13 protein-coding genes and 1 tRNA gene are annotated in these 17,764 nt (G+C 61.3%); 8 read left to right on the forward strand and 6 right to left on the reverse strand.

Annotation, left to right across the window (positions count from 1 at the left end; genetic code table 11):
- The first annotated feature begins 184 nt into the window (after window positions 1–184).
- From putA to ASD36_RS05010, 5 genes are all read left to right on the forward strand, one after another.
- Complete coding sequence (gene putA, locus ASD36_RS04990; protein ID WP_060500706.1) at window positions 185–3,880, forward strand: trifunctional transcriptional regulator/proline dehydrogenase/L-glutamate gamma-semialdehyde dehydrogenase; 3,696 nt, start codon at window positions 185–187, stop codon at window positions 3,878–3,880.
- 114 nt (window positions 3,881–3,994) lie between these two features.
- Window positions 3,995–4,579, forward strand: coding sequence for a YigZ family protein (locus ASD36_RS04995; protein ID WP_060500709.1), 585 nt, complete (start codon window positions 3,995–3,997; stop codon window positions 4,577–4,579).
- A gap of 109 nt (window positions 4,580–4,688) precedes the next feature.
- Window positions 4,689–6,455 carry an SLC13 family permease gene (locus tag ASD36_RS05000; protein WP_060500711.1) on the forward strand — a complete coding sequence of 589 codons (1,767 nt, stop codon included), beginning with the start codon at window positions 4,689–4,691 and terminating at the stop codon, window positions 6,453–6,455.
- Between the two features lie 128 nt (window positions 6,456–6,583).
- A complete protein-coding gene (locus ASD36_RS05005; protein ID WP_060500713.1) occupies window positions 6,584–7,570 on the forward strand; it encodes an aldo/keto reductase in 987 nt (328 codons plus the stop codon).
- A gap of 164 nt (window positions 7,571–7,734) precedes the next feature.
- Window positions 7,735–7,977 carry a hypothetical protein gene (locus ASD36_RS05010; RefSeq protein ID WP_060501378.1) on the forward strand — a complete coding sequence of 81 codons (243 nt, stop codon included), beginning with the start codon at window positions 7,735–7,737 and terminating at the stop codon, window positions 7,975–7,977.
- A gap of 52 nt (window positions 7,978–8,029) precedes the next feature.
- On the opposite strand, the gene ASD36_RS05015 is transcribed toward ASD36_RS05010, so the two are convergent.
- The 6 genes from ASD36_RS05015 to ASD36_RS05040 all read right to left on the reverse strand — a co-directional run bounded on the left by ASD36_RS05015 (window position 8,030) and on the right by ASD36_RS05040 (window position 14,787).
- Window positions 8,030–8,461, reverse strand: coding sequence for a GNAT family N-acetyltransferase (locus tag ASD36_RS05015; RefSeq protein WP_060500715.1), 432 nt, complete (start codon window positions 8,459–8,461; stop codon window positions 8,030–8,032).
- Between the two features lie 146 nt (window positions 8,462–8,607).
- Window positions 8,608–8,684: transfer RNA gene (locus ASD36_RS05020), tRNA-Arg, on the reverse strand.
- Window positions 8,685–8,885: 201 nt separating this feature from the next.
- Window positions 8,886–10,367 carry a HAMP domain-containing sensor histidine kinase gene (locus ASD36_RS05025; protein WP_060501380.1) on the reverse strand — a complete coding sequence of 494 codons (1,482 nt, stop codon included), beginning with the start codon at window positions 10,365–10,367 and terminating at the stop codon, window positions 8,886–8,888.
- Between the two features lie 19 nt (window positions 10,368–10,386).
- Window positions 10,387–11,811 (reverse strand): FAD-dependent oxidoreductase, encoded by a 1,425-nt coding sequence (locus tag ASD36_RS05030; RefSeq protein ID WP_060501383.1) that lies wholly within the window; start codon window positions 11,809–11,811, stop codon window positions 10,387–10,389.
- A gap of 4 nt (window positions 11,812–11,815) precedes the next feature.
- A complete protein-coding gene (locus ASD36_RS05035) occupies window positions 11,816–12,634 on the reverse strand; it encodes a TVP38/TMEM64 family protein (RefSeq protein ID WP_082511894.1) in 819 nt (272 codons plus the stop codon).
- A gap of 143 nt (window positions 12,635–12,777) precedes the next feature.
- Window positions 12,778–14,787, reverse strand: coding sequence for a methyl-accepting chemotaxis protein (locus tag ASD36_RS05040; protein ID WP_060500716.1), 2,010 nt, complete (start codon window positions 14,785–14,787; stop codon window positions 12,778–12,780).
- A gap of 418 nt (window positions 14,788–15,205) precedes the next feature.
- Between ASD36_RS05040 and rpmH the strand changes: the two genes are divergently transcribed.
- The 3 genes from rpmH to yidC all read left to right on the forward strand — a co-directional run bounded on the left by rpmH (window position 15,206) and on the right by yidC (window position 17,715).
- Window positions 15,206–15,343, forward strand: coding sequence for a 50S ribosomal protein L34 (gene rpmH, locus ASD36_RS05045; protein WP_037104763.1), 138 nt, complete (start codon window positions 15,206–15,208; stop codon window positions 15,341–15,343).
- 135 nt (window positions 15,344–15,478) lie between these two features.
- On the forward strand, window positions 15,479–15,868 hold the full coding sequence (gene rnpA, locus ASD36_RS05050; RefSeq protein ID WP_060500720.1) for a ribonuclease P protein component: 390 nt from the start codon (window positions 15,479–15,481) through the stop codon (window positions 15,866–15,868).
- The gene (gene yidC / locus ASD36_RS05055; RefSeq protein WP_060500721.1) at window positions 15,868–17,715 is read left to right on the forward strand and encodes a membrane protein insertase YidC; all 1,848 of its coding nucleotides are present in this window, start codon (window positions 15,868–15,870) and stop codon (window positions 17,713–17,715) included. The genes rnpA and yidC overlap by 1 nt, the downstream gene beginning before the upstream one ends.
- Window positions 17,716–17,764 lie beyond the last annotated feature (49 nt).

Here is a 17,764-nt window from a genome sequence, read left to right on the forward strand (position 1 = left end):
CGGATCATCCGGCTCAATCTGGATACGGCCGCAGAGTGTACGGTCTTGACAATCATAATCGGTGAAACATCCGCCGTAAGTCTCATTTTCCCGGATAGCTATCCGGAGCCGTCTACCCTATTTTGCGCCCATGAATTCCGGGCCACACTGCGTGTGCCTGACAGCTTCGAACAGGGACGATCTGATGAGCCAGCCGCTGCCGCAAAACACTTCTAATAGCCCGACCGCTCCCTTTGCCGATTTCGCCCCGCCGATTGCCGAACAGACCGCCTTGCGTCAGGCAATCACCGCCGCCTATCGCCGCCCCGAGACCGAATGCCTGCCGCCGCTGGTGGCGGCCGCGACGCTTCCCGATGATGTTCGCGCCCGCGCCAGGACGACGGCCCGCAAACTGATCACCGCCCTGCGCGCCAAGCACAAAGGCTCCGGTGTCGAGGGTCTGGTGCATGAATACTCGCTGTCGAGCCAGGAAGGCGTGGCCCTGATGTGCCTGGCCGAAGCCCTGCTGCGCATTCCCGACACCGCAACCCGCGATGCGCTGATCCGCGACAAGATCGCCGACGGCGACTGGCGCTCGCATATCGGCGGCGGCCGCTCCCTGTTCGTCAACGCTGCCACCTGGGGTCTCGTCGTCACTGGCAAGCTGACCTCGACCGTCAACGATCGCAGCCTGTCGGCCGCGCTCACCCGCCTGATCGCACGCGCTGGCGAGCCGGTGATCCGCCGTGGCGTCGATATGGCGATGCGGATGATGGGCGAGCAGTTCGTCACCGGTGAAACCATCGACGAGGCGCTGAAGCGCTCGCGGCCGTTGGAAGCCCGCGGCTTCCGTTATTCTTACGACATGCTGGGAGAGGCCGCGACGACAGCCGCCGACGCCACGCGCTATTATGCCGACTACGAAAACGCCATCCACGCCATCGGCAAGGCGTCCGCCGGCCGCGGCATCTATGAAGGCCCGGGCATCTCGATCAAGCTGTCGGCCCTGCATCCGCGCTACGTCCGCGCCCAGTCGGCCCGTGTCATGGGCGAACTGCTGCCAAAGGTGAAGGCGCTGGCGCTGATCGCCAAGAGCTACGATATTGGCCTCAACATCGATGCCGAGGAAGCAGACCGGCTGGAACTGTCGCTGGATCTTCTGGAATCACTGCGCCTCGACCCGGCCCTGTCCGGCTGGAACGGCGTCGGCTTCGTCGTCCAGGCCTATGGCAAGCGCTGCCCGTTCGTGCTCGATTTCATCATCGATCTCGCCCGCCGTTCCGGCCACCGGATGATGGTACGCCTCGTCAAGGGCGCCTATTGGGATGCCGAGATCAAGCGCGCGCAGATCGACGGTCTCGAAGGTTTCCCGGTCTATACCCGCAAGATTTACACCGACATCTCCTACATTGCCTGCGCCAGCAAGCTGCTTGCCGCCAAGGACGTCATCTTCCCGCAATTTGCCACCCACAATGCGCAGTCTCTGGCAACGATCTATGAGATGGCCGGGCCTGACTTCAAGGTTGGCGATTATGAATTCCAGTGCCTGCACGGCATGGGCGAGCCGCTTTACGACGAAGTGGTCGGCAAGGCCAATCTCGACCGCCCGGCCCGCATCTACGCACCAGTCGGCACGCATGAGACGCTACTTGCCTACCTTGTCCGCCGCCTGCTCGAAAACGGCGCCAACTCCTCCTTCGTCAACCGCATCGCCGATCCGGCCGTCTCGATCGACGACTTGATCGCCGATCCGGTCGATACCGTCCGCGCCATGCCGGTGATGGGTGCCCAGCATGATCAGATCAAGGCGCCGGTCGATCTCTACGCCGGGCGAGCGAATTCCGCCGGTCTCGATCTTTCCAACGAGACATCGCTGTCGATGCTCTCGGAAGCGTTGAAGGCAAGTGCCGCGACGGACTGGAAGGCTGCGCCACATCTCTGCGCCGAAACCCTGCGCGGCGAGAGCCGCCCGGTCCTCAATCCCGGCGATCACCGCGATATCGTCGGCTCCGTGATCGAAACGGCCGAGGATGACGCGCGCCGTGCCGTCGAGATCGCCCGCGCCGAAGGTGCCAAGTGGAGCGCCGTTTCGCCCAGCGAGCGCGCCCAATGCCTGGTGCGCGCCGCCGACCTGATGCAGGACCGCATGCCCGCACTCCTCGGCCTGATCGTCCGCGAGGCCGGCAAGTCGCTGCCCAACGCCATCGCCGAGGTCCGCGAAGCCATCGACTTCCTGCGCTATTATGCCGAACAGGCAACTCGCACGCTCGGCCCGGCGCATCAGGCGCTCGGCCCGATCGTCTGCATCAGCCCCTGGAACTTCCCGCTGGCCATCTTTGCCGGCCAGATCGCCGCAGCGCTGGTCGCGGGCAACCCCGTGCTGGCCAAGCCCGCCGAAGAAACGCCGCTGATCGCTGCAGAAGGTGTTCGCATCCTGCATGAGGCAGGCATCCCGGCCGAAGCGCTGCAATTGCTTCCGGGCGACGGCCGTGTCGGGGCTGCCCTCGTCGGCGCGCCCCACATTGCAGGCGTGATGTTCACCGGCTCGACCGAAGTCGCCCGGCTGATCCAGGCGCAGCTTGCCGACCGGCTGTCGGCCTCCGGTAAGCCGATCCCGCTGATTGCCGAAACCGGCGGCCAGAACGCCATGATCGTCGATTCCTCAGCACTTGCCGAACAGGTTGTCGGCGACGTCATTGCATCCGCCTTCGACAGTGCCGGCCAGCGCTGCTCGGCGCTGCGCGTGCTGTGCCTGCAGGACGATGTTGCCGATCGCGTGCTGACCATGCTGAAAGGCGCCCTGCACGAACTCGATATCGGCCGCACCGACCGCCTCGCCGTCGATGTCGGCCCGGTGATCACCGGGGAAGCCAAGGGCATCATCGAAAAGCATATCGCCGCCATGCGCGGTATCGGCGCCAAGGTCGAGCAGATCGCGCTGTCGCCAGCCACGGCGCAAGGCACATTCGTGCCGCCGACGATCATCGAGCTGAAGCAGCTTTCCGAGCTGAAGCGTGAAGTCTTCGGTCCGGTGCTGCACGTGCTGCGCTATGAGCGCGACGATCTCGACCGGCTGATCGACGATATCAACGCCACCGGTTATGGCCTGACCTTCGGCCTGCATACGCGCCTCGACGAGACGATTGCCCATGTCACCTCCCGCGTGAAGGCCGGCAATCTCTACGTCAACCGCAACATCATCGGCGCCGTTGTCGGCGTGCAGCCCTTTGGCGGACGTGGCCTGTCCGGCACCGGCCCGAAGGCCGGCGGCCCGCTCTATCTCGGCCGCCTCGTCACCACGCCGCCGGTTCCGCCGCAGCATAGCTCGGTTCACACCGATCCGGTCCTGCTCGATTTTGCCAAGTGGCTGGACAGCAAGGGCCTGAAGACACAAGCGCAGGACGCCCGCGAAACCGGCAGCCAATCGGCACTTGGCCTGACGACCGAGCTTGCGGGACCGGTTGGCGAGCGCAATCTCTATGCGCTGCATCCGCGTGGCCGTATCCTGCTCGTGCCGGAAACAGCCGATGGCCTTTACCGCCAGCTGGCCGCAGTGTTCGCCACCGGCAACGCCGCCGTCGTCGATACCGCTTCCGGCCTCAAGGAAGCGCTCGCTTCACTGCCCGCCACCGCCGCCGCCCGGGTTTCCTTCACCGCTGACTGGCGGATGGATGTGCCTTTTGCCGGTGCATTGATCGAAGGCGAAGCGGAGCGCATCCGAACGGTCAACAAGAAGATCGCAGCACTTCCCGGCCCTCTGGTCCTGGTTCAGGCAGCCTCGACGGCCGAGCTTGCCAAAAACCCGGACGCCTATTGCCTCAACTGGCTGCTCGAAGAAGTCTCCACCAGCGTCAACACGGCGGCGGCTGGCGGCAATGCCAGCCTGATGTCGATCGGCTGATAGGACGCTTCTTTCCCAGCCCATCCTGGTCTTGACCGGGATGGGCAGAAACCTTTCTCGCCTGTTGGCATCAAGGCTCTCGATGCGCTATCACCGCGCAAACGGAACCGGCGAATGTTTACGCTTCAGCGCATCGAGACCCAGACACAGGAAATCAAGAAAAGCCGTTTCCTGGCAATCTGCGGGCCTGTGGGCAACGAAGAAGAAGCCCGCGACTTCATCACCCGGCATTCGGACCTGACGGCCAGCCACAATTGCTGGGCCTATCGCATCGGCCAGACCTATCGCTTCAGCGACGATGGCGAACCCAGCGGAACGGCGGGAAAACCGATCCTCCAGGCAATCGACGGTCAATCGCTGGATCACGTCGCCGCCGTCGTCACCCGCTGGTTCGGCGGCACGTTGCTCGGCAGCGGCGGGCTGATGCGCGCCTATGGCGGCACGGCGGCGATGTGCCTGCGGGCGGCGGAGAAAACCGAAGTCATCGAAACCGTGACGGGCAGCGCGGTCTGCGACTTTTCCGATCTCGCTCTCATCAAGGCGCGGCTTACCGCGCTTGGCATCACGATCAGCGCCGAAGCCTTTACCGGCACTGGAGCGGAACTGTCGTTGCAAATTCCCAGGGATACGGCCGAGACCGCTTCCGCCATCATCCTCGACCTCAGCCGTGGCCGCACGTTTCTGAAGCTCGGCGACTGAGATTTTTGCCCGTGCCCCGGCTTGACCGGCGCGATCCCCGCCTATCTTTTTCCGCAACCGCATCGATTTTGCATTTCGGGCGTTTAACGATACCCATCAGGATACGCCCATGCGCACGGACCAATGGCTTTCTCTCCTTGTCATCGCCCTGATGATGGCCGCATTCCTATGGGGGCGTTACAGGTACGATATCGTCGCTGCCGGATCGCTGCTGGTGGCCGTTGCCATTGGGATTGTCCCGGTCACGGAAGCATTCTCCGGCTTTTCGGATGACATCGTCATCATCGTTGCCAGTGCGCTGGTGGTTAGCGCCGCCATATCCCGATCCGGCATCATGGAAATCGCGCTGCGCCGCTTCTCGCCCGAACGGCGCGGCCCGCGGGTCCAGTTATTCATTCTGGTCGCGGTCGTGGCTGTTCTCTCCGCTTTCATCAAGAATATCGGTGCTTTGGCCATCATGATCCCCGTTGCGTTCCAGATGGCGCGGAAGTCGCGGGTTTCGCCATCGCTGTTCCTGATGCCCATGGCTTTTGCCTCACTGCTGGGTGGGCTGATGACACAGATCGGCACCTCGCCGAACATCATCGTTTCGCGGGTGCGCGAGGAAATCACCGGCACGCCGTTCACGATGTTCGACTATACGCCGGTCGGAGCCGCCCTTACGCTGGCCGGCATTGCTTTCCTCGCGGTCTTCTACAAGCTCCTGCCGGAACGAGTGAAAGAACAGGCTTCGCTCGACGAAGCGCTCCGGATCAAGAACTACACCACCGAAGCGCGCGTCACTGCGCAATCATCGGCAACCGGACAATCCATCAGCTGGCTGCAGAAGCCGGCGCAGGGCGACGCCATGGTGACGGCCATCATCAGCAATGGCGACAGGAAGCGCTCGCCGCTGCCGGACACTGTGCTCAAGGAAAGCGACCTGCTCATCATCGAAGGCGAACAAGCCGCACTCGACCGCATCGTCAAGGAAGGCAAGCTCCAGCTCTCCGATCGCAAGCATGAAAAGGATACGATCAAGGACGTCGGCTCCGTCGAGGCTGTTGTCGGCGAACATTCGCAATTGATCGGGCTCAGCGCCAAGGATGTGTCGCTGTTTGAAAACACCGGTCTCAACCTTCTGGCCGTCAGCCGCCGCGACAAGCGCTTCACCGAACGCCTGGGTGAAATCAAGATCCGCAACGGCGATGTGCTGGTGCTTCAAGGCGACCTTCGCCGCCTGCCGGACCTTTTGCGCGAATGGGGCTGCCTGCCGCTGGTGGAGCGCGACCTGAAGCTTGGAAGCGTACGTAACAGCATCGTTCCACTGCTGATCCTGATCGTCACGATGGGCGCAACAGCCTTTGGCGGCGTTCCCGTCGCCCACGCTTTTTTCGCTGCCGCATTTTTGATGGTGGTGTCCGGTTCACTGCCATTGAAAGACGTCTACGAACATCTGGACGCGCCGATCCTGATCATGCTCGCCGCCTTGATCCCGATCAGTGATTCCCTCAGAACCACCGGGACGACAGATATCATCGCCAGCCTTCTGTCCAAACTCGCTGCCATGCTGCCGCCCTCCGGTGCCCTGGCGCTCATTCTGGTGGCCGCCATGGCTGTGACACCATTCCTCAACAATGCGGCAACGGTGCTGGTCATGGCGCCTATTGCCGCGACCTTTGCGGAAAATCTCGGTTTCCGGCCGGATGCGTTCCTGATGGCGGTGGCGATCGGCGCCGGTTGTGATTTTCTCACCCCTATCGGACACCAGTGCAACACGCTGGTCATGGGACCCGGCGGCTATCGTTTCGGAGACTATGCCCGCCTTGGGCTGCCGCTGTCGGCCATCGTGCTGGTCGTCAGCATTCCGATGCTGTTGCTGGTCTGGCCAATATAGATGCGGAAGACCGGAACCGGCCGCTTGGTTGCCTGTCACATCCGGCATAAGAATGTCTTTTAGAATAAACTGCCCTCCTCCCGACGGGAACACCAAGGCGGCATGACTGCCAAACGAGGAAATACGCGATGAAAAACAGAACATTGGGACGCACAGGTGCTGCCATTTCCGAAATCGGCTTCGGCGCCTGGCAGATCGGCGGCGCCTGGGGCGACGTGACGGAGGAAGACGGCAAGCGCGCCCTGAACGCAGCCCTCGATGCCGGCGTCACGTTCGTCGACACGGCCGACGTCTATGGCGACGGCCGCTCGGAAAAGATCATCGCGTCCGTCTTGAAGGAACGCGGCGGCGAAAAGCCCTTCGTTGCCACCAAAGCCGGCCGCCGGTTGAATCCGCATGTGGCCGAAGGCTATACCGCCACCAATATCGAAGCCTTCATCGATAGAAGCCTCACCAATCTCGGCGTCGAGACACTCGATCTCGTGCAGCTTCACTGCCCGCCGACGGAAGTGTTCTACCGGCCGGACATGTTCGGCGCGCTCGACGACCTGACCGTCAAGGGCAAGATCCGCAGCTATGGCGTCTCCGTCTCCAATGTCGAGGAAGCGCTGAAGGCGATCGAGTATCCGGGCGTCGCGACGATCCAGATCATCTACAACATCTTCCGCCAACGCCCGCATGACCTGTTCTTCGAGCAGGCGCAGAAGAAAAATGTCGGCATCATCGTCCGCGTCCCGCTGGCGTCTGGCCTCCTGTCCGGCAAGATCACTGCCGATACCAAATTTGCCGATGACGATCATCGCAAGTTCAACCGGAACGGCGAATTCTTCGATGTCGGCGAAACTTTTGCCGGTGTGCCGCTGGATGTGGCGCTCGAAGCCGTCGAGCAGGTGCGGCCGCTCGTGCCACAGGGCGCGTCGATGGCGCAGTTCGCGCTCGCCTGGATCCTCCAGAGCCCGGCCGTCTCCGTCGTCATTCCAGGGGCTCGCAACGAGGCACAGGCGAAGGCCAATGCCGCGGCAAGCGAACTCCCAGCCATCCCAGCAGAAACGCTGGCAGCCCTTGCCGATGTCTATGAGCGCCTGATCAAGGTTCACGTTCACCAGAAATGGTAAAAGCCAATGCCGCGCCGGTTCTTCCGGCGCGGCACGCTTATGCTGATTGGAGTTCTCCCAATCAGGTTTTGGCAATCGCACCAGAGACGAAACAGTTTTTTCCGGCTATAGCGGCCCTGCCGGAACGTATGATCGCCCGGTCAGCAACGACACCGGAGAACACCATGGCGTTTGATCCCATCAAGGCACTTACCAACTATTCGGACGCGGAGTGCACGGTACAGTTCTTGATTGCCGGCGCTGCGGCCTCAGTCTTTCCGTCGCTGGAAGCAGCCGTAATCTTTGCCCGCGAAAACGGCGCCGGCTGGAAAGACGTCGAGATTACCGTGCATCTCGACCGCGAAGACATCACCTACGCGACAGGAAAAACCCGCACCCTGATCGAAGCTCTGCGGCAGAAGAAATAACCCCGCATGATCGGCCAAGCGGGCGTGGCGGCAAACAGCGGCTGCGCCGCTGTTACTTGAGCGGGATCAATCCCGCATCCGTTTGGGTAAAACCGCAAGCGTCGAAATAGAACGGGCGGAGGTCGGGATCGAAATCGACATGAAGCCACTCGCAACCGGCTTCCCGCGCGCGTTCAGTCGCTTCTTTTATCAACTCTGTCGCAAGACCCCGCCGCCTCGATGTAGCTGCTATCATCGTGTCCAGAACGAAGGCATGGACGCCTCCATCCCAGGCGACGTTGACGAACCCGATGAGCTTCCCTGATCGCCGCAAACAGACCCAGCCCAAGCTGAAGTGATTGACCTGAGTCCACCAATCATCCTCGAACAAACGATGCTCGAAGCACTCCGCATGCAGCAAGTTGACTTCGCCGTTCTCAAATGGACCCCGCCACTCGGTAATCACCGGCGGTTCGGTTGCGTCATCATAGAGAGCTGAATTCATATCGACGGAAACTCATCAGCGCAGCGCCTGAGATCACGGACGATAGCGTTCAGATCACGGGACCGCAGTTGAAATTGCTATGACCTTGGCCATCGCGTCAAGCGATGCAATCAGTGGCATTTGTCGTTGATATTTCTGTAAAAAAATGGCGCACCCGAAGAGATTCGAACTCCTGACCCCCAGATTCGTAGTCTGGTGCTCTATCCAGCTGAGCTACGGGTGCGTTTCGCTGCGGCGTCAACCGCTTGCGTGGCGATCCTCTAAAACGTCCCACCGGGGAATGCAAGCGAATTTCGGCAAAAAAATTCTTTTTTGATGAAACTACCCGCTTATACCCTTGAAACTGTGGATGGATTTCAGCCGCAAAGCCTTTCCACAGCGCTGTTTGGGGCGCGTGGGAGAGGGCTTCAAAAAAATTGGGCAATCAGTGACGAGCTTTCGAGCGGAAAGCGTCCAGGGGGACGGGACGGTCGGGTAACTCGATTCTGAACAGGGTTCCCGGTGTCGATTTTTCCACCAGCGCGATGGTGCCGCCATGCGCGAGCACCAGTTCACGCGCGATCGCGAGCCCGAGGCCGGTGCCACCGGATCGGGCAGAGCCTCTGAAGGCGGTAAACAGGTTTTCGCGCGCCTTGGGCGGCATGCCGGGGCCGGTGTCATCGACAGAGATGCTGACGACACTGCCCGTGCGCATCGCCGAAACGCTGATGAGGCGCGCAGCGCCGCTGTCGGCATGATCGTTCATCAAGGCCTGTACGGCGTTGCGGCAGATATTGTGGACAACGCGAAACAGTTGCTCACTATCGGCATCAACCTGCAGGCCGTCAGGAATTTGAATCTGGAACTCGATCCCGGCATTCGGGTCTATCGCCAGCATTTCGCCGACATCGCTTACCAGCGGCCGCAACGCGACGAAACGCCGGTGTGGTTCCGGCTCGGTGGTGCGCCCATAGGACAGAACTTCGGTCGTGTAACCGACGGCCCGGTCGATGGTGCGCAGCAGCGTCGGGGCGAAGCGCTTGACGATGGGATCGTCGACATCGGCAAGGCGGTCCGAGATCAGCTGCGCCGACGCCAGGATGTTACGCATATCGTGATTGATCTTCGACACAGCAAGCCCGAGATCGGCCAGGTTCTTCTGCTGCTTCAGCGTCTTCTGCAATTGCTGCTGCATCGCCGACAGATGCTGGCCGGCGATCGAGAGTTCGTCCCGGCCCGGCGCCGGTTCCAGGACGCGGGCCGGATCGGCCGGAGCGGCCGCAAAATCCTGCATGTTGGTGGTCATCCGGCGGATCGGCACAATCATCAGCCGGTTGATGGCAAGAAAGATCAGCGCGGCCGTAAACAGGGAGATGGCCAGCGACAGGAAGAAGACGTTGCGCGAATAGACCAGCATCGCCTTGCGCAGGCTGGCATCCTCCATCACCACTTCGATGATCGCGTTGCTCTCACCGATCGGCCCATAGATCCGCACCACCTTGTCGCCGCCGAACAGCAGCGTGTCGAAGGCATCGCGGATCGCGGCGATCGGGGTCATCGCGGCGACGTCATACTGGGCATCGATTTCCGGCGGCATGTCCACGGCGGCGATCAGCCGCGATTCGTCCTTTCGCCGGAGAACGATGGCCTTGGTTCCCGTCGCCATCAGGGTTTCTTCCTGCAGAGGCCGCGACAGCTGCACGTCTTGCAGGCCATCGACCACAACGCCGGCGGCGGCGGCCGTGTTCAAGCGGTCTTCCATCCAGCGGATGCGCATATTGGCAACGGACGGCACGAAGATCAGCACCTCGGCGAGCATGACGAAGACAACGGTCAGAAACAAAAGCCTGCCGGAAAGGCCGCGGAAAAAGCCAACGCGGGCCGGCTGCCTTTGAAGGGCCGTGGTTGCTGTCGTCTCTGCCGTCATGTCGTCGAATTCCATCGTCTCAGCCGAAGCGTCTGAGCAGGCGGATGATGGCCCGGACGAACGGCGCGCGTGTCAGGGGCGTATAATAGGCGATGACGGCCCGTTTTCCAATCTCCGTCATGGCCGGATAGGGGACGATGGCATTGCGGACATGACGCAGCGACTGGCCGTTGGCAATCAGCAGGCTCCACATGTTGATCATTTCGGCCGCTCCGGCCCCGGTTATGCCGACGCCGAGAATCTTTCCGCGCTTGCCCGTGACGATCTTGATCAGGCCCTCGGTGGCACGTTCCGCCTGGGCGCGGTCATTGTCCGCATAGGGCCAGCGAAGAACCTCGACGGCGCCGTAACGTCTGCGGGCTTGCTCTTCATCCAACCCGGCAGAGGCGATTTCCGGATCGGTGAAGGTGGCGCGCGGGACGATGTCACGGTTTTCGCGGGCGGGCAGCCGGAACAGGATTTCCCGCAGCACCAGCGAGGCGTGGTAATTGGCGGCATGGGTGAATTGCAGCCCGCCCGCCACGTCGCCGATCGCATAGACCCTGTGGTTCTGCGTCCGCAGGCTGCGATCAACAGAAATGCCCGTTACCGACACGCCGATACCGGCAGCCTCGAGGCCCAGCCCCGACGTATTGCCCCGCTTACCGGCCGCGACGAGCAGGGCGCTGCCTTCGATGGTGACCGGGCCAGCCGGCGTTTCGCAGTGGAGATGCAGGCCAGCCGCCGTTTTCCCGACAGACAAAACCTGGCTGTGTTCGAAAATATCGATGCCTTCGCCACGCAATCCGTCAAGCACGATGCCCGCCAGTTCGGGGTCCTCCTTGGCCAGCGCCCTGCCCGCATCGACGACCGTCACTCTCGCCCCCAGCCGCCGGTGCGCCTGCGCCATCTCCAGCCCCACCGGCCCGGCGCCGATGATGATGAGATGCTGCGGCAGGCTCTCGAGGTCAAACAGCGTTTCGCTGGTGAGGTAATCGATACCGGCAAGGCCCGGAACCGGCGGGATGACCGGCACGGATCCCGTCGCGATGACGAAACGGCGGGCGCGGATGGTATAGTCTCCGGCGATGACGGTATTACCGTCGGTGAATTGTGCATCGGCCTTGATGACTGTGACGCCCATGGCGGCGAACCGTTCGGCCGAATCATTCGGCGCGATGGCATCGATCACCGAACGGACATGCGCACGCACTTTCTCAAAATCGATCAACGGCTCACCGGCGATCACGCCGAACTCGGCCGCCTTGCGGACCGCATGGGCGTGTTTGGCGGCGGCGATCAGCGCCTTCGACGGCACGCAGCCGGTGTTCAGGCACTCGCCGCCCATCAGCCCGCGCTCGATCAACACGACGGGCACACCGAAGGCGGCCGCACCTGCGGCAACGGAAAGCCCCGCCGAACCGGCACCGATCACGCAGATATCGGGAGAAAGTACCGTTGCCACGCCGTCAGTCTTGTCCACGATCACCCGCCGCCTGCCGTTTTTCGCGAGCAAATTGCACCAGAAGCGGCAGGGCGGCAATGACGGCGAGCGCCATGAAGGCGACGGTCAGTTTTGGCGTCAGGAAATCGGACAACCGCAGGGCCCTTCCATGTTCCGCCGCCTCGCCGATAGCCTCCTCGAAGCCGCAGCCAAGCCATGTGTAGGCGAATGTGCCCGGAATGATGCCGACCACGGTGGCCAGCGCAAAGGTGCGCAGACTGACGGCGAAGAAAGCGGGTGCGATATTGACGACGAAGAAGGGAAACATCGGCGCAAGACGCAGCACCAGCAGATAGCTGAAGGCATTGCGGCTGAAACCCGCTGAAAAGCGTTTGAGAAACGGCCCGGCCCGCCGCCGGAGAATATCACCGAACACCGTGCGTGCACCGGCAAACAGAAGACAGGAACCGATGGTGGCAGCAATGACGACGATGATGCCGCCAGCCAGCCAGCCGAACAGGAAGCCGGCAAAGATCGTCAGCACCGATGCCGCTGGAACCGACAACGCCACAACGGCAGCATAGACCGCGAAGAACAGCACCACTGCCCGCACCGGATGGCGCGCCACCATATCGAGCAGCACCTCGCGCTGATCCGCCAGCCAGCCGAGCGACACATAACGGTGCCACCCCAGCCCATAGGCAAGGGCAAGGCCTGCGGCCAGCACGAGAAGCGGAGCAATGCGCAGCGCCAGCGGCGGCCCTCCCGGCACCTTGTCCCCTGCTGTCGTTTCCTGGCCGCCTTCCACTGTCAGCTGCTGCCTTTCGCGCTCATTCTGTTCCATCGCCCAGCATTAGAAGGAAAGTGCCATCCGGACCAATAACGAATGATCGCGTTCAACAACGTCGCCGTGATCGGAATGCAAAATCCCGCGGCGAGACCGGCTCGCCGCGGGATTTCTGTTCACGTCCGATATCCTGTTAAGGATCAGAATTCTTCCCAATTGTCCTTCGCCACCGCGGCACTGGCCGAGCCGCCGCCAAAGGCGCGGGCGACAGTACCCATCATCTTGCGGGCAGGCGATGCGACCGGCCGGGTGTTTTCGCGAACCGGAGCCGCGACCGCACGCAACGGCGCACTATCGTCCAGCTTGAAGTGGGAGATCAGCCGCGCCAGGCTGTCGGCTTCGGCCGAAAGCTTGTGGGTGGCGGCATTGGCTTCTTCGACCATCGCGGCGTTCTGCTGGGTCACCTGGTCCATCTGGTTGACGGCGGTGCTGACTTCGCCGAGGCCGGTCGACTGTTCGCGGGCAGCTGTGGCGATCGAATGGATGTGATCGTTGATGCTCAACACCCGCGTTTCGATCTTGCCAAGAACCTCACCCGTTTCCTGCACCAGCTTGACGCCGGTCGCGACTTCCGAGCCGGACTTGGCGATCAGACCCTTGATGTCCTTGGCGGCACTTGCGGCACGCTGGGCCAGTTCGCGGACTTCCTGGGCGACGACGGCAAAACCCTTGCCCGCATCACCGGCACGCGCAGCCTCGACACCGGCGTTGAGCGCCAGAAGGTTGGTCTGGAAGGCGATCTCGTCGATCACGTTGGTGATCTGGCCGATCTCGCTGGAAGCCTGCTCGATCCGGCCCATCGCATCGACGGCCTTACGCACGACTTCGCCGGACTGGGCAGCACTCTGTTTCGCCTCCGTGACCATGACAGTCGCTTCCTGGGCGCGGTCGGTGGAGTTGCGCACGGCGGCGGTGATCTGCTCCAGTGCAGCAGATGTTTCTTCGAGCGCTGCGGCCTGCTGTTCTGTGCGCTTCGACAGGTCATCGGCGGCGGAGCGCAGTTCCGAGGAATTGCCGTTGATCGAGTCCGTCGTGGTGCGGACTTCCCGTAGCGTGCTCTGCAGGGTCGACAGCGTGTCGTTGACGTTCTGCTGCAACTCGGCAAAGGCGCCCTGGAAGTTGCCGTTCATGTTCTGCGTCAGGTCACCGCCCGAAAGGCTGGCGATAACGCGGCGGGTCTCGTTGACACCGCTGTTCACACCATCGACAAGCTCGTTGAGGCTGGCGGCAAAGCGATTGAGGTCGGCATTGCCGTAATCCTTGCTGATCCGCTGGGTAAAGTCGCCAGCGGCGGCAGCGGTGACGACGACGGCAATGCTCGACTGCAGATCGGCGCTCTTTTCGCGCAGCGCACTCTCCTGCGCATTCAGTTCGCGCACGGCCAGGCCATTGCGCTTGAACACCTCGACAGCACCGGCCATTTCGCCGATTTCGTCCTTTCGGCCGGCAAACGGCACGTTGGCATTGAGATCGCCGTCAGCCAGCCGCTTCATCGTGCCTGTCAACTGCAGGATCGGCTGGCTCAGTTGCTTGGTGCCGATGTAGAAAGCCGTACCCGCGCCGATGACCAGGCCAACGCCCGCCGTCAACAGCACCATGAGGATCATCCGACTTTCAATCGTGTTGACTTCATTCTCGATCGTATCCAGAGCCGCGCGGTCGGTGTCGACGAGCGCATCGATCTCGGCCTGGAAGGCCTTGCGGTTGGCGCGGTTAAGTTCGTTGTTGCCCTGTTCGTTGGCAGCCTGCGGCGAGACTTCCTGGCTAAGACGGGCTGTTTCCGTGCGGAATGTGCGGAATTCGGCGGCGCGTTTGACGACCGCGTCGAAGGCTGGAATTTCTTCGGCGGGAACGAGCGGCTTCCACTCGGTGAGGAGAGCATCGATCTTGTCGAGGTTTTTCAGCAGGCCTTCAGCGAATGGCTTGGATTTTTCCATCGTCGGAGCTGCGTAGATACCGCGCGCTTCCATGACGACAGCCGTTACCAGTCGGTTGAGATGCTCGCCGTTCAGCGCGCGATCCGAGGCGTTGTCGAACTGGACGAGTCTCGAATTATATTGTGTGACCACTGTCAGCGCCATGCCGGTCACAGCCAGTGTGATCAGGCTCATCAACCCGACGATGAGATAGATCTTGCCTCGAATTTTCATTTACGTGTCACTCCCCTGGGACCGGCAGCAGACCATGAAAGGCGCAGCTTGCGGGTACTTGTCTCAGGCGTGACACTAAAGCAGCGATGGTTAATGAAGCCTCATGCGGCACTCAACAATTCTACTGATCGGGTCTTAGGGCTTTGTTTAAGCCGTTGCATTATTATGCACCAATACTCAATTTTAAGTTGAATAGACCCAAGGACACCCCAACCGGCTGCTGATCCAGCAGAACGGCAAAACCCGCGCTGATTCCAGCTTTTCCGCCCCGGCAATTGACTTTCGCGGCTCTTTGCTCTTATAAGCCGCCCACGTCCGGACAAGTCCCCTTGCCCTGTGCAATGCCATGCCCGGAACGTAACGCTCCCTTGCTAAGAAGCAAACCCAAGAAGGGCCGCACACCGCGGTATTAAAATAAATGACGAAGCGTACCTACCAACCGTCCAAGCTTGTTCGCAAGCGCCGTCACGGCTTCCGTGCACGTATCGCCACCAAGGGTGGCCGCAAGGTTATCGTTGCCCGCCGGGCACGTGGCCGTAAGCGTCTGTCGGCTTAAGGCCGTCTGGCGCGTGCCGCGTCTTCGCGCACTTACCTTCGCGAAACCTGCATGCGCGGCTTCACGGCGCCGGAGCATCCATCAGTCGTCTCTAGGGACACTGGATGCTCCAGCGCCAAGAAGGAGCGCGGGCGAATGACATCACCCAAGCCTAAATCAACTGCCGGGCGGCTGAAAAGCCGGCCGCAGTTTCTTGCTGTGCGCAAGGGAGAGCAGCGGAAAGGTCCGTTGTTTCTTCTGGAAGTTCTTGATCGCAACGAACCGGATACCGGGCCGCGTGTCGGTTTCACCGTCACCAAGAAGCATGGCAATGCCGTCGAACGCAACCGGATGCGCCGGCGCCTGAAAGAGGCCGTGCGGCTTTCCGCCGGATTTGCAATGAAGCCCGGACATGACTATGTGATTGTCGCCAGACGCGACCTTTTGAACGCACCCTTCAAGCGGATCGAAAAGACCCTCTGTGAGCGGATCGAAAGCAAGCAGAAATATTCACGGCCTCAACAGGCCGGCTCCAGGAAAGAATGATGGAAAAAAACCGCAACTACTTCGTGGCGATCGGGCTATCAGTGCTCATTCTGATTGCCTGGCAATTTCTCTATGTGAACCCGAAGATAGAGAAAGAACGGATTGCGGCGGAAGCCCATCAGAAGCTCACCCAGCAGACCCAGCCGGCCGGCACGCCTGCCGTTCCCGGTCAGGCTCAACCGGCTCAGGGCGCCGTCCCCGGCGCCGTTGAAACCCGTGATCAGGCGATCGCCAAATCGGCCCGTGTTTCCATCGACACGGCAGCGCTGATCGGCTCGATCAACCTCACCGGCGCACGTTTTGACGACCTGAAGCTCAAGGAATACCACGAGACCGTCGACGACAAGAGCCCGCTGATCACGCTGTTCAGCCCCTCCGACACGCCGGACGGTTACTTTACCGAACTCGGCTATATCGGCAACGACGCAACCGGCACCGTTCCCGGCCCATCGACCATCTGGACAGTCAAAAGCGGCGACAAGCTGACGACCGAAACCCCTGTCGTCTTGACTTATACCAACGAGAAGGGCGTGGTTTTCACCCGCACGATCTCGATCGACGAACACTTCATGTTCCAGGTCGTAGACTCGATCAACAATGGCAGCGGCGCTCCGGTATCGCTGTCGACCTACGGCCGCGTCACCCGCTTCAACAAGCCGACCACGCCCAGCGTCTACGTTCTGCATGAAGGCTTCATCGGCGTCATCGGCGAGCATGGCCTGAACGAAATCGCCTACAGCAAGGTGGAAAACGACGTTCCGGTCAAGCACGAGAAGGCAACGACCGGCTGGCTTGGCATCACCGACAAGTACTGGGCTGCCGCCATCGTTCCGCCGCAGACACTGGCTTACGAATCCAAGTACGAGCACTTCACCGATGGCCGCCCGCGCTTCCAGGCTGACTACAAGCAGGACGCAGTCACCATCGCGCCGGGCCAATCCACTGACCTGAAGACCCTGGTCTTTGCCGGCGCCAAAGTCGTCTCCGTTGTTCAGAGCTACTCAAAGGACGATAGCTGGTTCAGCTCAATGTTCTCGAGTTTGACGAACGCTGACAAATCGAAGGCAGCCGCCTATAACATTCCACAGTTTGATCTTTTGATCGATTGGGGCTGGTTCTACTTCATCACCAAGCCGATGTTCATGTTAATGGATTTCTTCTTCCGTTATTTCGGCAACTTCGGCGTTGCGATCCTTCTGACCACCATCGTCGTCAAGGGCCTGTTCTTCCCGCTTGCCTCGAAGCAGTACGCTTCGATGGCGAACATGAAGAAGGTTCAGCCGAAGATGGAGGAACTGAAGAAGAAGCACGGCGACGACCGCATGGCGTTGCAGCAGGGCATGATGCAGCTCTACAAGGAAGAGAAGATCAACCCGATCGCCGGTTGCTGGCCGATCCTGTTGCAGATCCCGGTGTTCTTCGCGCTCTACAAGGTGATCTACGTCACCATCGAAATGCGCCACGCGCCGTTCTTCGGCTGGATCCAGGATCTTTCCGCGCCGGATCCGACCTCGCTGTTCAACCTGTTCGGCCTTCTGCCTTACGCGGTTCCGCATGCGCTGGTCATCGGCGTCTGGCCGCTGATCATGGGCATCACCATGTTCCTGCAGATGCGTATGAACCCGACGCCGCCGGATCCCACCCAGGCGATGCTGTTCACCTGGATGCCGCTGGTCTTCACCTTCATGCTGGCAAGCTTCCCGGCCGGTCTGGTCATCTACTGGGCCTGGAACAACACGCTGTCGATCATGCAACAGGCGTTCATCATGAAGCGCCACGGCGCCAAGATCGAGCTGTTCGACAATCTCAAGGGATTATTCTCAAAGAAACCGAAACCGGCCGAATAGGCCGGAACCGGGACCAGGAATGCGAAAACCCCGGATCGGCTGATCCGGG

The organism is Rhizobium sp. Root1334 (genome assembly GCF_001426665.1).
Lineage (GTDB): Bacteria > Pseudomonadota > Alphaproteobacteria > Rhizobiales > Rhizobiaceae > Pararhizobium.